Genomic DNA, 14,430 nt, shown 5'->3' with positions numbered 1-14,430 from the left:
GAATCAGGGCTTCGGTGCCGTGCACGAGGTGGCTGCGGTTGAGTTTGGTGCTCACCTGGATGGTGAGGTCGCATTTGCGCAGGGCTTCGTAGGTGCCGGGTCGCCCGTGGGTGACCCGGCGGCGGCGTTCGTCCGGCTCAACGGTGGCTGGTTCGCCGGATTCCCCGCCGCCTTCGTCGCCGGTCTGCGCCGCGCCTACCCGGAGCTGGTCCCCGTGCTGGAAGACCACTTCGACACGCGGTTCCGCGCCCTGCTCGGTGAGGCCGAACAACGCAGTACCTTCGCGCTGTTGCTGCGGTTCGCCCGCCGCGATGTCGCCCGCCACCTGCGCGGCGGCATCGCGGAACTGCTCGCCGAACCGGTGCTGCGCCGCGTTCTCACCGACATCGAGCCCGGCGGCACGGCCCCGGCCGCCCCGCTGCTCGTGGTGCAGGGCGTGCGCGACGAGGTGATCGCGATCGCCGACATCGACGCGCATGTCCGGCGCTACGAGCGGGCCGGAGCGACCGTGCGGTACCTGCGCATCCGCAACGGTTCCCATCTGCCGCTGGAGTTCCTCGTCGTCCCGGTCGTCCTCGACTGGCTCGCCGACCGCTTCGCGGGCACGCAGACCGAGACCGGGACGGAGACGGTGACCTCGGTGGCCCGTTCCGTGCGTGCGGTGCGCAAGCACCTGGAGTTCCTGCAGGTCGTGTTGACCATGGTCGCCGGCCGGTCGATCGGTGTGGCCGATGCCCCGTCGGCGTCGGCCGCGCAGTCCTCGCCGCTGGTGCCCGAAGAAAGAGGAGTATTACGTATCAGCTAATTCTCCGCACCTTTCCCGCGTGCGCCGAGCTCTAAACACAAAAGGTGAATGAATAACTCTCAGAAAGTTCTCATGCAATTTTAAGTAACACGCTGTCGCACCTATAACCGCAGGTGATGATAGGTGAAACCGGGTTACTGTAACGGCTGTCACTAATCCGTAATTTGCGTAACTCGCGGCGTTCGGGGGTCGATATGCCATTCGTAAGCCAGCCTCGGCTGGAGCATGAGAAACAGAGGAGTATTTATGATCCCCGTTATCATCGACACCGGTAGCGCCGCCCTGAACGGTCTTTTCGACACCCTGGGTGCTGCTCTGCACGGTCTGGTCGACACCCTGTGGACCGGCTCCTTCGGCGGCTGATTCGTCAGCGCTTTCGGCCGGTGACGGCCGGGTCGACGGGAACGTCGGCCACGAGAATGCCCCGCACCTTCCGGTGTGGGGCATTCTCGCGTTCGGGGTCAGTGCGTGTGCGGCGCTTCGGTCGTGTGGGTGTCGCCGCAGGTGCTGCTCTGCCGGTTGCCGATCGCGAGCACCTCCGGGGTGGCGTGGTCGACCTGCAGGGTGACGTGGCTGATGTGGTGATCGTGGTCGAGCATGTGCGCCACGTCTTCGCGCACCGCGTGGCAGTCGCGGCCCGGCTGCACCAGGATGTGCGCCGACAGGGCGGGGGAGCCGGAGGTGATCTCCCAGATGTGCAGATCGTGCACGCCGACCACGCCGTCGCGGGCGCGGATGTCGGTGTCGATCTGCGCGGGATCGAGGTAGTCGGGGGCGGCCTCGAGGAAGATGCGGCTCGACGCGCGGATCAGGCCGACACCCGCCTTGATCATCAGCGCGACCACGATCAGGGTGGCGACGATATCGGCGCGTGCCCAGCCCGTCAGGATGATGACCACACCCGCGACGGCGGTGGCGATGAACGCGAACAGGTCATTGAGGATGTGCTGGTAGGCGCCCTCGATATTGAGGCTCGTCCGATCGGCGCGACTGATCATCCAGGTGGCGAGCACATTCACGGCCACGCCGACCAGTGCGGTGACGAGCACGAGGCCGCCGTGTACTTCCGGCGGCTCGAACAGCCTGCGGATCGCCTCGTAACCGAGCCACAGCGCGAGCAGGAGCAGGGTGAGACCGTTTGCCTGGGCGGACAGGATCTCCACCCGCTTCCAGCCGAATGTCATCCGTCCCTTCGGCGGGCGCGCGGCCAACCGGATCGCCCACAGTGCCAGCGCGATGGACGCGGCGTCGGTGGTCATATGCGCGGCATCGGACAGCAGTGCCAGCGAATCGGCGACGATACCGACGATGACCTCGCCGATCAGGAACGTGACGATCAGGGCCAGCGCGCCTGCCAGCCAGCGTTTGTCGCTGTCGGCCGACACCCCGTGGTCGTGCCCGTGTCCTGCGCCCATGCGATTTCCCCTCTCCGGTGAACCGAACGGCGCAATCATATGCACGAATCGCTATGTATGCAATTCCTTCGTTGCCCGGGAACGGAGCGAGCCCGGCAGCCCTGCTCCCCCCTCCTGGAGCAGGCCCGGCCGGGCTCGCAGGAACTACTTTCCGGCACGGCACCAGCAGGATCCTGAAGAGTCGCTTAAGGCGTTGTCATCGGGCGGTCCGGCCGCGATAACCCGGTATGGCGGAGAACTTCTGTAACGCGCACTGCGCGCGACTGTGTACCAGGGACGGGCTGGCCGACGTGCTGGCCACCGATCGCGGCCTGCTGCACTGGCGGGCCATGCGCAGCCTCGGCGATCGCGGGCTGGCCGAGCATGCCGTACAGGAGACCTTGCTGCGCGGGTGGCGCGCGTGCGCCGACTTCGACGCGCGCAAGGGCAGCGTGCGCACGTGGCTGCTGGCGATCGAGCGCAATGTGGTCGTCGATATCGTGCGGGCTCGTGCCGTGCGCCCGATCGATGTGGGTTTCGACGACCTCGCCGAGCTGGTGCCCTGCGGCAGGCCGGATTTCGCCGACGGGCTCGTCGACGGTCTGCTCGTCGACGAACTGCTCGCCCGGTTGCCCGAACCTCAGCGCGCGGCCGTGGTGGAGGTGATTCTGCGTGATCGCGGATACCGGGAAGTGGCCGAGGATTTCGGGGTTCCCGTCGGCACGGTGAAGACCCGCGTGCACTACGCGCTCCGCTCCTTGCGGCAGTTGCCGGAGGTTGCCTGACGCACTCGGGAAATCGCCCATCTGGGCACCTGACCAGCGATTATCGGCCTATTGCAGTTCGGTAACGGCGCTTGCCCTGTCGTTGTACACGTGGCAAGAGTTAACTACTGGGTTTGGTGTTACCAATGGGAAGGGAGGGGTGCTCCGTTCCGGAGCGCCGACCGAACATGAAACCAGACATCATCAAGGCCGGTCTCTGCTCCACAGTCTCCGCCGCGGTCGTGGTGTCGCTGTCCGGGCTGCTGCCCGTGACCGCCCACGCCGCCCCCGAACCAGCGCAGGGCGATCAGCTCGCCGGGAAGACGATCTTCCTCGACCCGGGTCATCAGGGTCCGGCCCACGCGGAAGATCTCACCCGCCAGGTCGACAACGGCCGAGGCGGAACCAAGGACTGCCAGACCACCGGCATGACGTCGCTGGGCGGCGTCCCCGAGCACACCATCAACTGGGAAGTGGCGCAGCTGGTGAAGACCTCGCTACAGGCACTCGGTGCCGAAGTGGTGCTCAGCCGCGCCGACGACGCCGGATGGGGCGGCTGCGTGGACGACCGCGCCCGCGCCGCGAACGAATCCGGTGCCGAGGTGGCGGTGAGCATCCACGCCGACAGCGCACCCGCCGACCAGCGAGGCTTCCACCTCATCCTGCCGCAGCTCCCGGTGCCCGATCCGGCCGTCGAGCAGGCCCAATCGCGAGCCGGGCTCGCCGCGTCGAGCGCGGTGCGCGACGCCTATGTCGCGGCCGGGATTCCGCCCGCGACCTATGGCGGTGCGAACAACGGGCTGCAGACCCGCGCCGACGTGGCCGGGCCCGCGCTGACCCGGGTACCGCTCGTTTTCGTGGAGATGGGCAACGGCGCCAATGCCGAGGACGCGGCGCTGCTCGAATCGCGCGAGGGACGGCTGCAGCACGCGGTGGCCATCACGACCGGATTGGTCGGCTATCTGCTGAACAAACCGATCGGGCCCGCGCCTGCCCTGGCGTTGGCACCCAAGCCGATTCCGGGACGCGCGCCGGTGGCGACCCCGGTTCCCACGCCCGGGCAAGAGCCCGAGCCGGGTGCGGCGACGGACTCGACGACCGAGAAGCCGGGTCAGTCCGATACGACTTCGCCGCGCCGGGGCGCGCCGTCTACCAGCAAGTCCGCGCCCGGTGCTGCGGGTGAGTCGGGTCAGGGATCGGTGCCGGAGTCCGACGGGACCGGGCCGGGATCGGCACCCGAGTCCGGCGGCGGAGTCGGCCAGGGGTCCGCGCCCGGTGCGGCGTCGGAACCCGAGTCCGGCGGAGTTGGTGAGGGTGCTGCGTCAGGACCCGAGTCCGGCGGTGTCGGCGAGGGGTCGGCACCTGAATCGGACGCGACCGGAAACGGTGCGGGGCCGGAAGCCGGGGCGAACGGGTCGGGGTCCGCGCCCGAGCCGGGCGCGGCAGGCGCACCCGCCCAGGGCTCGCCGGAGAACGGTGCGGCCGGCGACGAATCCGGTCAGAACCCGGCGCCCGTGGAGGAACCGTCCAGCGATTCCACCACCCCGGCAGCCCCCGCCCCCGCGCGCGCACCGGCCCGGGCCCCGATCGCTGACCCGGCGCCGCTGCCGTACGCCCCCGCCCGCACCGCACCCGGTGCCAATGCCCGCCCGCCGGCCGCACCGGCTCCCACCCCGAGGGAACGCGGCGGTGCCGCCCCGAAGGCCCAGCCTTACCAGGAGGAATCGGTTCCCGACATCACGTCGCTGAGCAGTTCCCTCGGCGGCCCGGTCCTCACGGTGATGAACATGCTGATGCCCATGGCGCAGTCCCTCGGCATGGACAACAGCGTCATCACCAATCAGCTCATCAACCTGGCCTACACCCTCGCCGGCGTCGTCTTCGGTCCGACGAAGTAGACCTCCGAAACCCTTCGTTCAAGATCACCACGCTCTGCTGGCGGTCGACGCCCGGTCGATGCCGCCCCCAGAGCGTGGTGATCGCGCGTCCAGGGCATGGGAGGGGCTCGGTGGATGGGCGGTGAGAGTGGAGCGCAGCGGCGGGATGGCACCATGGGTGCCGTGATTCCTGTGGTGATCGTTGCTGGGTTTCTGGGGTCGGGGAAGACGACTCTGCTGAACTATCTGTTGCGCAACAACCGGGGAACCCGGATCGGAGTGGTGGTCAACGACTTCGGGGCGGTGAACATCGACGCGATGCTGGTCGCGGGGCAGGTCGATGCCATGGTGTCGCTGGGAAACGGGTGCGTGTGCTGCGCGGTCGACGTGTCCGAGCTCGACGATCTGTTCGCGCAGCTGGCGCAGCCGCGCAGTGCGGTGGATGTGATCGTGGTCGAGGCCAGCGGGCTGGCCGAACCGCGCAATCTGATCCGGATGGTCGTGGCGAATCCGAATCCGCGCATCGGCTACGGCGGACTGGTCGAGGTGGTCGATGCCGAACAGTTCGGCGAAACGAGCAACCGGCACCCGGAGTTGATATCGCACCTGAAACTGGCCGACCTGGTGCTGGTGAACAAGGCCGATCGCGTCACCCCCGAGGCACTCACGGCCCTGCGTGCGCAGATCACCAAGTGGGTCGATCAGGTACCCGTCTACGCGACCACGCACGGCCGGGTCGACCCGGGTCTGCTGTTCGACGAGCGCACCCGCGAAGAGCCGAAAGTGGCGCAGCAGTTGAGCTTCGACGCCCTGCTCGACGACCACGACCACGACGATCCCGACCACCGCCACTTCCACGACGACTACGTCTCGGTGTCGTTCACCAGCGAGCGCCCGCTGAATCCTCGTGCCCTGGTGGATTTCCTGGAGAACCCGCCGCACGGCCTGTTCCGCGCCAAAGGATGCGTGGCCTTCGCCGTGGAGGGCGAGCGGCGCAAATTCGAGATGCACCTGGTCGGCCGCCACGTGACGTTCACCCCGGGCACCTGGGCGCGGGGTGAGCAGCGGGTGTCGAGCCTGGTACTCATCGGCGCGGGCCTCGACGCGGACGCGGCCCTGGAACGCTTGCGCGCCACCGTCTTCGAGGGAGACTCACCCCTGGACGACCAGGCGATGCTCGGTATCTGGCGCTACACCCCGAGCATGGTCTAACCGCAGGCGTTGACCCATTCCGAGAGTCCGTCGGCGAACAGTTGCCGCTTCCAGATGGGCACTTCGTGCTTGATCCGGTCGACGAGCTCGTGGCATACGGTGAACGCCTCGGCCCGGTGCGGTGCGGCGACGGCGACCACGATCGCCAGGCCACCGATGTCGAGCGCACCGACCCGATGGGCGGCGGCGACGGGAAGTCCACTGGCCGTGGCGACTTCGGCGCACACCGCGTGGAGGAACCGTTCGGCCTGCGGGTGTGCGGAGTACTCGAGCGACGAAACCGCCTGGCCACCATCGTGATTGCGGACCTTGCCGGTGAACACCACCACGGCGCCGAATTCCGGTCCGTCCACGGCATTTTCGACGGCGGCGGGATCGAGATCGCGGTCACTGATCGCGGCCAGCGCGACCGTGCCCTTGTCATTCATGATTGCCGCCTCCGGCTACTTGCGCGAGCAGATGATCCAGCAGCGGCTCCAGCACGGCAATGCCGTCCTTCACCCCGCCGGGCGAACCGGGCAGGTTCACCACAACGGTGCTCCCGACCAGGCCCGCGACCCCGCGGCTCAGCGCCGCGAGCGGGAATTTCGCCGTCCCACGCTGCCGGATGGCATCGGCCACCCCGGGCAGCTCCCGATCGAGCACGGCCCGTGTCGCTTCGGGGGTGGCGTCGGTCGGCGAGGCACCAGTACCACCGGTAGTGATTACCAGCGACGGCGCCCCGGTCAGTGCGTCGGCCAAGCCTGCCGCGATGTCGGCGTCCGCGTAGACGAGCGGACCACGCACGGAAAAACCTTGCGCGGCAAGCCATTCGGCGAGCACAGGACCGGTGGTGTCGACGCGTGTCCCAGCCGCCGCGCCAGTAGACGCGACCACGACAGCGGCACTACGAGACCCGGCGGGGGCACTGTTCATGGCGTGCCGAGAATCAGCGACGGCCGAACGTGATTCGGCGGCATCCGGCGATTCCGAGACGCCGACCGCAGCATCAGGGGCAGGGGCGACGGAGCCAGCTGCCTGCGAGATGCCCACAGTGCCGCCGGATCCGGCGACGGCCGGAGCCTCCGCGGCCTCGGTCGACGCCGGCCGCGCCTCAGGCCGCACCCAATGTCCGTGCTTGCCACCCTCTTTGGTGACCAGCCGCACCCCGTTCAGCACCGCCGCCGGATCCACCGCCTTCACCATGTCGTGCAGGGTGAGTCCTGCCACGGCGACGGCGGTGAGCGCCTCCATCTCCACTCCGGTCGGCCCGGTGGTCTTGGCGCTCGCCTCGATGGTGATGCTCGTCTCGGTGAACCCGAACTCCACCTTCACCGACGACAGCGCCAGCTGATGACACAGCGGGATCAGCTCGGAAGTCTTTTTGGCACCGGCGATTCCGGCGAGCCGGGCGGTGGACAGCACGTCGGCCTTGGGCATGCCGTCGGCACGGACCAGGCGCACGACTTCGGCCGTGGTCTGCAATTCGCCTGCGGCGACGGCGATCCGGGTGGTGTCGGGCTTGGCACTCACATCGACCATGCGGGCGCGACCTTCGCGGTCGACGTGCGACAACTCGCTCATAGCATCAAGATTCGCACAGTGGCACCGGCGGCGAGCGTGGTGACCTCGGCGGGAATGTCGACGAGCGCATCGGCCCAGGCCATACCCGCGATGAGATGCGAGCCTGGCCCGGACACGACCTCCACGCCGTCGTCGCTGGTCAGTCCGCGCAGGAACTGACGTTTGCCCGCGGGGGAGCGGACCGGGGTGAGCAGGGGCAGCTCGCGGCTGGCGGGGGCGGGCAGTCCGGCGAGCGCCCGGATCACCGGCCGCGCGAAGACCGTGTAGGAAACCATCGTGCTCACCGGATTGCCCGGGAAACTCAGCACGGGCACACCGTCGACCACCGTGTACCCCTGCGGTCCACCCGGCTGCACCGCGACGGAACCGAACGTCCCGCCCAGCGGTGCCAGCACCTCTTTGACCACCTCGAAGTCCCCCTTGGACACCCCACCGGAGGTGAACACCACGTCGGCCTTCGCGACGGCCGACCGCAGCACCTGGGCGAAGACGGTCGCGTCGTCGGTGCTGTGGGCGATCTCGAGCACGTCGACGCCGTCGGCGCGCAGGGCGGCGGCGAGGCCGATCCCGTTCGAGTTGTAGATCTGGCCGGGTGCCAGCACCGAACCGGCCGGTCGCAGCTCGTCGCCGGTGGTCAGGCACACCGCACGCAACCGCGACAGCACCGGCACGCTCGGCAGCCCGACGGCGGCCAGCGCGGCGATATGACGCGGCGCGAGCACCGTGCCCGCCCGGGCGACCAGCTCACCCACCCGCACATCGGTGCCTGCCTCGCGCACGAATTCCCCACGTGCCCGGCCGCGTTCGACGACGATGCGGTCGGTGCCCGCCTGCACGTCCTCCACCGGGACGACGCAGTCCGCGCCCGGCGGCAGCGGCGCACCTGTCATCACCTTCATCGCCGCGCCCTCGGGCAGTACCTCGGTGCCGGGCCTACCGGCGGCCACTACACCCGCGACCGGCAGCGTCACCGGCGTGACGGCCACATCCGCGGCCCGCACCGCGTACCCGTCCATCGCCGAATTACGGAAGACCGGCAGATCGATCGGGGAGTTCACATCGGCGGCGAGCACGCGCCCGAGGGCGTCGGGGACCGGCACCTGTTCGGGGGCGCGGTCGGCGAGGGGGGCCAGCAGCGCGGCAACGGTGTCGCGGTACTCGTCCACGCTGCGCGCCGACGCGGTGGCGGGCCGGTGAGTCATGTGCCCAGCCTAATCGTCGTCGCGGTACCCGGTTCGATCGTGTTGCTCACTCTTTCCCAGCTCTAGCGGTGAGCAACGAATCGCCGCACCGGACCCGATGTGACGGCCCCGACGGGTCATACTGGAGGAATGACGCTGGTCGAGATGGGGATCCCCGCTGTGCGCTCGGAGCGGCCGTCACTCGACGGCAGGCCCGAGACGCCGCTGCTGGTCGACCGATTCGGCCGCGTCGCCCGTGACCTGCGCGTCTCCATCACCGAGAAGTGTTCGCTGCGCTGCACGTACTGCATGCCCGAGGAGGGCCTGCCGCCGATCCCGCGCGAGGAACTGCTCACCGCCGACGAGATCGTGCGGCTGGTCTCCCTCGCCGTGAAGGAACTCGGGGTGCGCGAGGTGCGCTTCACGGGTGGCGAACCGCTGATGCGCCGTGAACTCGAGCAGATCATCGCGGGCTGCCACGCTGCCGTTCCCGACACGCCGCTGGCGATGACCACCAACGGTGTCGGCCTCGAACATCGGGTGCGTGCCCTCGCCGACGCCGGCCTGACCAGGGTGAACGTCTCCCTCGACACCGTCGACCGGCTCGACTTCGCCCGCCTGACCCGCCGCGACCGCCTCGAATCGGTCCTCAACGGCATCCGCGCCGCCCGCGACGCGGGCCTCGCACCGGTGAAGGTGAACGCCGTGCTCATGCGCGACAACCTCGCCGGCGCCGCCGACCTGCTGGCCTGGTGCCTCGCCGAGGAATGCGAACTGCGCTTCATCGAGGAAATGCCGCTCGACGCCGACCACGAGTGGGCGCGCGAACAGATGGTGACCGCCGCCGACCTGCTCGACGTGCTCGGCACCCGCTTCACCCTCACGCCCGCAGGCCGCGCCGACCCCTCGGCGCCCGCGGAGAAGTGGCTGGTCGACGGCGGCCCCGCGACCGTCGGCATCATCGCGACGGTGACCCGCAAGTTCTGCGACGCCTGCGACCGCACCCGGCTCACCGCCGACGGCATGCTGCGCTCGTGCCTGTTCAGCGACCAGGAGTTCGACGTGCGCACCGCCCTGCGGGCCGGCGCCGACGACGCCGAGGTCGCCGAACTGTGGCGCGGCGCGATGTGGCAGAAGTGGGCAGGTCACGGCATCGACGCCGCAGGTTTCGTCCCCCCGGAACGCACGATGGGAGCCATCGGTGGTTGAGGTCCGCTATTTCGCCGCCATCGCCGACGCGGTCGGCAAGAACACCGAGACACTCGACCTCCCCGACGGCGCCACCGTCGCCGACCTACGCACCACCCTCGCCACCACCTACGGTGCCGAGGTGGACACCTTGGTCAGGGTCTGCGCCTTCCTGATCGGCGACGAACTCACCCGCGACCCCGCGGCCATGCTCCGCGACCGCGTAGACGTCCTCCCCCCTTTCGCCGGCGGCTGAACCCGGTCCAGCGCAAGATTGGAACCACCGCCTGGAAGGTCGCGGCGAGGCACGATCGGTCTCAGCGATCGGTCCGGCCGGTGTCCCAGACGCGGTCGGCGAAATCCGCGATGCGCGGGGCGATTTCCGGCAGGTGGGTCTCCAGGGCGAAATGGCCGGTGTCGAACAGGTGCAGTTCGGCCTGCGGCACGTCTGCGAGGTAGGCGTGGGCGCCGGGCTCGGGGAAGAACGGGTCGTGCCGGCCCCAGAGGATCAGGGTGGGTGGTGTGTGCGTCCGCAGCCAGAGCTGCCAGGCGTCATAGCGCTCGAGGTTGCTGTGGTAGTCGAAGGCCAGCGTGAGCTGCGCCTGTTTCCGTCCGGGCGCGTCGAGGAAGTGCTGGTCCAGGGTCCAGGCGTCCGGGTCGAGCACCTGCGGGTCGGAGACACCGGTTTCGTACTGACCCCGGGTGCCGTCCAAGGTCAGCAGCTCGCCGATCATGTCGCGTGATCCGGGGGTTTCCGGGGTGAGCGCGATGAAATCGCGGGCGCCGTCGGACAGGCCATCGGTGTAGGCGTTGGCGTTCTGCACGATCAGTCCGGCGATCCAGTCCGGATGACGCTCGGCGATCCGGAAGCCCACCGGCCCACCGAAATCGAAGACGTACATGATGAAGCGGTGCAGGCCGAGGGCTTCGAGGAAGCCTTCGGTGATATCCGCCAGGCGGTCGAACGAATAGGCGAAATCCTCGGGAGCCGAGGTGTGCCCGAAGCCTGGGTAGTCCGGGGCGATGAGGTGGTACCGGCCGCCGAGGGCATCCATCAACCGGCGGAACTGGTGCGAGGCCGAGGGGAAGCCGTGCAGCAGTAGCAGCGTCGGCGCGTCGCGCGGGCCGGTCTCACGGTAGAAGACGCGCACGCCGTCGACCTCGACGAATCGATGTGCGATCACAGGAATCTCGATCACCGTAAACCCTTTCACGGGAAAAGAACTCATACGTCTGAACTCGAAGGTGGTCTCCGCCGGGCTTCGCTCGTGAGCGAGGCCCGGCGAATTCGGGTCAGTGCTGGTGGTGGCGCACCACCGGCCAGTCGATATCGGTGTCGACAGCCTTGTTCAGGTAGTTGGTGAACACATTCAGCGCGACACCGGCGATGACCTCGGTGATCTCACCGTCGGTCAGACCCGCGGCCTCGGCCGCCTTGATATCGGCCTCTTCGACGCCGCCCCGGGTGCGGACCACGGCCGCGGCGAAGGTCAGCGCGGCCTCGGCTTTCGGGTCCGACGACTGGCCGTGGCGGTTGCGCTCGATCTCCTCGGCGTCGAGCTTCGCGATATTGGCACCGATGTAGCTGTGCGCCGACAGGCAGTAGTCACAGCCGTTCTCCTCGGCCACCAGCAGCGCGATCCGCTCGCGGGTCGCGGCCGACAGCGCGCCGCCTGCCAGCGCGCCGGAGAAAGCGAGGTACGCCTCGAGTACGGCGGGGCTGTTGACCATCGCCCTTGTCATGTTCGGCGTCACGCCGAGGGCCTGTTGTACCCCGGCGAGCAGGTCGGCGGCTTTACCGGTGGCGGCGTCGGACTGGATGAGCGGCAGACGAGACATGAGGAAACCTCTTCTTCTGGAACGAACTCGGGATGAGCGACGACAGACGACCTTCTAACCGTCAATCAACAGTTTAAAGGTTAGGAAGGGTCGAGTTGATTCCCGAACCGCGAAAGTTTCTTCGGAAGTCGCGGGCTGCCGCCGCTCACCTCCATGAATCCAGAGCTCGCTGCCCCGCCTGCCCGATACGCCATGACGCGATCCGAACGCGACATCCGCGCGTCGAGTCCGCGCGCGGGTCAGCTCGCGACGAGCCCGTCGCGAACCGCCAAGGGGGACAGCACATGCCAGCGCTGAACGCGCCCGGCACAGTGCGCGCTCATCGTCAGTCGATCGGCCACCGTCTCCAACGAGACGGCGTTCTGGTCGAGTGCGGCCCGGAAAGCGTCGTCGGTACCCGGGCGCGATCGTCTATCGGTCTAGCGCCACCAGGTGTCGAGGGGAGTCACCGGCACGGTGCGCTTGTGACGGGTGGCGGTGAACAGCGATTCGACGCGCTCGGCGACCTCGTCGCTCACCTGCTTGCCCTCGAGGTAGTCGTCGATCTCGCTGTAGCGCACACCGAGCGCGTCCTCGTCGGGCAGGGCCGGGCGGTCGTCCTCGAGATCGGCGGTCGGCACCTTCGACCAGGTGCTCGGCGGCGCGCCGAGTTCCTGCAGCAGCGCGGCACCCTGACGCTTGGCGAGGCCGGTGAGGGGGGTCAGGTCGACACCGCCGTCGCCGTACTTGGTGAAGAAACCGGTGACCGCCTCGGCGGCGTGGTCGGTACCGACCACCAGCAGGTTCTCCTGCCCGGCCAGTGCGTACTGGGCGACCATCCGCTCGCGTGCCTTGATATTGCCGCGCACGAAGTCGCGTAGCCGCTCGTGGTCGATGGACCCGGCCACCTCGGCCGACACCGCGTCGACACCGGGGCGCACGTTCACGACGACGCAGCGGTCGGGGTCGATGAAGTTCAGGGCGACCTGCGCGTCGTGCTCGTCGGCCTGCACGCCGTAGGGCAGTCGTACCGCGAGGAAGGTGGCGTCCTTGCCCTCGGCACGCAGCTCCTCGGCTGCCAGCTGGCACAGCCGACCGGCGAGGGTGCTGTCCTGCCCGCCGCTGATACCGAGCACGAAACCCTTCGCGGGGGTGGTGCTCAGGTACTCCTTGAGGAAGTCGACGCGCCTGCGGACCTCCTGCTTCGGTTCGATCTCGGGCTGCACGCCCAATTCGGCAATGATCTGTTCACGCAGTGTCCCCATGCCGTCTCACTCTACTTGGGCGACAGGCGAAACAACCCGGCGAACGAACCATTCCCAGTTGTCGCCGATCTGTGCGCGGGTGTAGCCGAGCTCCTCCATCTGATGCAGGACCAGCGCCGCCGAGAGCGTGGCGAGCAGGCCGTCGGCGATCAGGGCGAGCTCGCCGCGCACCCCGGCCGCGCGCAGCAGCAGCACGATGTGGGCGCGGTGCAGTGCGTAGGGGCCGTCGCCGAAGCGGCCCTTCTCCTCGGCGGCGCGGTGCAGATCGCCCTCGAGTTCGATATCGAGCAGCCGGGTTCGGCCGAAGGCGATCAGCCGGTCGATCGGCTCGGCCTCGGGCCCGAGCGGGCCGGGTCCGAACATGAACGCCGTCTGGAACTTCTGTTCGGAGTGGTCGAGCAGGGCAAGCATCAGCCCGGAGCGATTGCCGAAGCGGCGGAACACCGTGCCCTTGCCAACGCCCGCGCGCTTGGCGAGCGCGTCCATGGTGAGTCCGGCGACGCCGTGCTCGCGCACCAGCTGCTGGGCCGCGTCGAGCAGCAGGGCTCGATTGCGGGCCGCGTCGGCGCGCTCGGCCGGTTCGGCATTGAGGGACGACGGTTGCCCGATCCGCAGCACGCCGGGCTCGTCCGACCTCGGTGTGCTGTAGCTCACGCTGCTCACACGCCCCTCCGGGGAAGTATTCGGACCGCGGTCCGGTTATTGTCGGATGAAACTTGGATCTTTCCACTGAGTACACCAGGAGTCGTCATGAGCGAGACCCGCATCCTTACTCTGGTCGGCAGCCTGCGCGCCGGTTCGATCAACCGCCGCCTCGCCGAGGCAGCCGCACAGACCGCGCCCGAGGACGTCGCCATCGCCATCTACGAGGGTCTCGCCGAGGTCCCGTTCTACAACGAGGACCTCGATGTCCCCGGTTCCGTGCCCGCTACCGCGCAGGCGCTGCGCGACGCCGTGGCCGCCGCCGACGCGGTCCTGCTTGTCACGCCCGAGTACAACGGCACCCTGCCTGCCGTGCTGAAGAACGCCATCGACTGGGCCTCGCGTCCCTATGGTGCCGGTTCGATCAAGGACAAGCCGGTCGCCGTGGTGAGTGCCTCGATCAGCGCGCGTGCCGCCGAGTGGGCGCACGGCGACGCGGTGAAGTCTGTGGGCGTCGCGGGTGGTGTGGTCGTGGAGTCGGCCACCGTGCGGTTCGGCACCATCGGTGAGCGGTTCGCCCAGGTGCACCCGAGCGAGGACGCCGAGGCGCTGACCCAGCTCGGTGCCGCGGTGCACGAACTGGTCGCCGCCGCGAACGGCACACTCGTCAACGCGTAAGCTGACAGCGCTCCCGACGGGCGCCGCATCGACACGGTCGATG

14 protein-coding genes and 1 pseudogene are annotated in these 14,430 nt (G+C 68.7%); 7 read left to right on the top strand and 8 right to left on the bottom strand.

What is annotated here, in order from left to right; all coding sequences use genetic code 11:
• Positions 1 to 19 precede the first annotated feature (19 nt).
• Positions 20 to 805 (top strand): lipase family protein, encoded by a 786-nt coding sequence (locus tag AB0I19_RS20785; protein ID WP_357150613.1) that lies wholly within the window; start codon positions 20 to 22, stop codon positions 803 to 805.
• 461 nt (positions 806 to 1,266) lie between these two features.
• Here the strand turns inward: AB0I19_RS20785 and AB0I19_RS20780 are convergent, their stop codons facing one another.
• Positions 1,267 to 2,220, bottom strand: coding sequence for a cation diffusion facilitator family transporter (locus AB0I19_RS20780; protein WP_357150600.1), 954 nt, complete (start codon positions 2,218 to 2,220; stop codon positions 1,267 to 1,269).
• A gap of 227 nt (positions 2,221 to 2,447) precedes the next feature.
• Between AB0I19_RS20780 and AB0I19_RS20775 the strand changes: the two genes are divergently transcribed.
• The 3 genes and pseudogenes from AB0I19_RS20775 (at position 2,448) to AB0I19_RS20765 (ending at position 6,052) form a co-directional block, all read left to right on the top strand.
• Positions 2,448 to 2,984 carry a sigma-70 family RNA polymerase sigma factor gene (locus AB0I19_RS20775; RefSeq protein ID WP_357150599.1) on the top strand — a complete coding sequence of 179 codons (537 nt, stop codon included), beginning with the start codon at positions 2,448 to 2,450 and terminating at the stop codon, positions 2,982 to 2,984.
• 167 nt (positions 2,985 to 3,151) lie between these two features.
• Positions 3,152 to 3,931 (top strand): annotated as a pseudogene (locus tag AB0I19_RS20770) (N-acetylmuramoyl-L-alanine amidase); the annotation flags it as partial.
• A 1,083-nt stretch (positions 3,932 to 5,014) separates the two neighbouring features.
• Positions 5,015 to 6,052 carry a CobW family GTP-binding protein gene (locus tag AB0I19_RS20765; protein ID WP_357150598.1) on the top strand — a complete coding sequence of 346 codons (1,038 nt, stop codon included), beginning with the start codon at positions 5,015 to 5,017 and terminating at the stop codon, positions 6,050 to 6,052.
• On the opposite strand, the gene AB0I19_RS20760 is transcribed toward AB0I19_RS20765, so the two are convergent.
• The 3 genes from AB0I19_RS20760 to glp are packed head-to-tail and all read right to left on the bottom strand — an operon-like array spanning position 6,049 to position 8,817.
• Positions 6,049 to 6,480 (bottom strand): molybdenum cofactor biosynthesis protein MoaE, encoded by a 432-nt coding sequence (locus tag AB0I19_RS20760; RefSeq protein ID WP_357150597.1) that lies wholly within the window; start codon positions 6,478 to 6,480, stop codon positions 6,049 to 6,051. The genes AB0I19_RS20765 and AB0I19_RS20760 overlap by 4 nt on opposite strands.
• Positions 6,473 to 7,615, bottom strand: a complete 1,143-nt coding sequence (gene moaCB, locus AB0I19_RS20755; RefSeq protein WP_357150596.1) for a bifunctional molybdenum cofactor biosynthesis protein MoaC/MoaB — start codon at positions 7,613 to 7,615, stop codon at positions 6,473 to 6,475. Before moaCB ends, AB0I19_RS20760 begins: the two co-directional genes overlap by 8 nt.
• On the bottom strand, positions 7,612 to 8,817 hold the full coding sequence (gene glp, locus AB0I19_RS20750; RefSeq protein WP_357150595.1) for a gephyrin-like molybdotransferase Glp: 1,206 nt from the start codon (positions 8,815 to 8,817) through the stop codon (positions 7,612 to 7,614). Before glp ends, moaCB begins: the two co-directional genes overlap by 4 nt.
• Positions 8,818 to 8,946: 129 nt before the next feature.
• Here glp and moaA point away from each other — a divergent pair, with 129 nt between their 5' ends.
• Complete coding sequence (gene moaA, locus AB0I19_RS20745; protein WP_356986516.1) at positions 8,947 to 10,005, top strand: GTP 3',8-cyclase MoaA; 1,059 nt, start codon at positions 8,947 to 8,949, stop codon at positions 10,003 to 10,005.
• Positions 9,998 to 10,240: a MoaD/ThiS family protein gene (locus tag AB0I19_RS20740; protein WP_067493080.1), complete on the top strand. Its 243-nt coding sequence runs from the start codon at positions 9,998 to 10,000 to the stop codon at positions 10,238 to 10,240. Before moaA ends, AB0I19_RS20740 begins: the two co-directional genes overlap by 8 nt.
• Before the next feature lie 61 nt (positions 10,241 to 10,301).
• Here AB0I19_RS20740 and AB0I19_RS20735 read toward each other — a convergent pair whose 3' ends face one another.
• The 4 genes from AB0I19_RS20735 to AB0I19_RS20720 all read right to left on the bottom strand — a co-directional run bounded on the left by AB0I19_RS20735 (position 10,302) and on the right by AB0I19_RS20720 (position 13,682).
• Entirely contained in the window at positions 10,302 to 11,183 is an 882-nt protein-coding gene (locus AB0I19_RS20735; RefSeq protein ID WP_357150594.1) for an alpha/beta hydrolase, read from the bottom strand.
• 94 nt (positions 11,184 to 11,277) lie between these two features.
• Positions 11,278 to 11,823: a peroxidase-related enzyme gene (locus tag AB0I19_RS20730; RefSeq protein ID WP_357150593.1), complete on the bottom strand. Its 546-nt coding sequence runs from the start codon at positions 11,821 to 11,823 to the stop codon at positions 11,278 to 11,280.
• Positions 11,824 to 12,242: 419 nt separating this feature from the next.
• Positions 12,243 to 13,067 carry an ammonia-dependent NAD(+) synthetase gene (gene nadE / locus AB0I19_RS20725; RefSeq protein WP_357150592.1) on the bottom strand — a complete coding sequence of 275 codons (825 nt, stop codon included), beginning with the start codon at positions 13,065 to 13,067 and terminating at the stop codon, positions 12,243 to 12,245.
• 6 nt (positions 13,068 to 13,073) lie between these two features.
• Complete coding sequence (locus AB0I19_RS20720; protein ID WP_067637202.1) at positions 13,074 to 13,682, bottom strand: TetR/AcrR family transcriptional regulator; 609 nt, start codon at positions 13,680 to 13,682, stop codon at positions 13,074 to 13,076.
• Between the two features lie 135 nt (positions 13,683 to 13,817).
• On the opposite strand from AB0I19_RS20720, the gene AB0I19_RS20715 reads away from it, so the two are divergent.
• Positions 13,818 to 14,387 (top strand): NAD(P)H-dependent oxidoreductase, encoded by a 570-nt coding sequence (locus tag AB0I19_RS20715; protein WP_357150591.1) that lies wholly within the window; start codon positions 13,818 to 13,820, stop codon positions 14,385 to 14,387.
• The last annotated feature ends 43 nt before the right edge of the window (positions 14,388 to 14,430 follow it).

This window comes from Nocardia sp. NPDC050413 (assembly GCF_040655475.1).
Lineage (GTDB): Bacteria > Actinomycetota > Actinomycetes > Mycobacteriales > Mycobacteriaceae > Nocardia > Nocardia coubleae.
The sequence above is the reverse complement of the archived record's forward strand: the minus strand, read 5'-3'. Positions and strand labels throughout refer to the sequence as shown.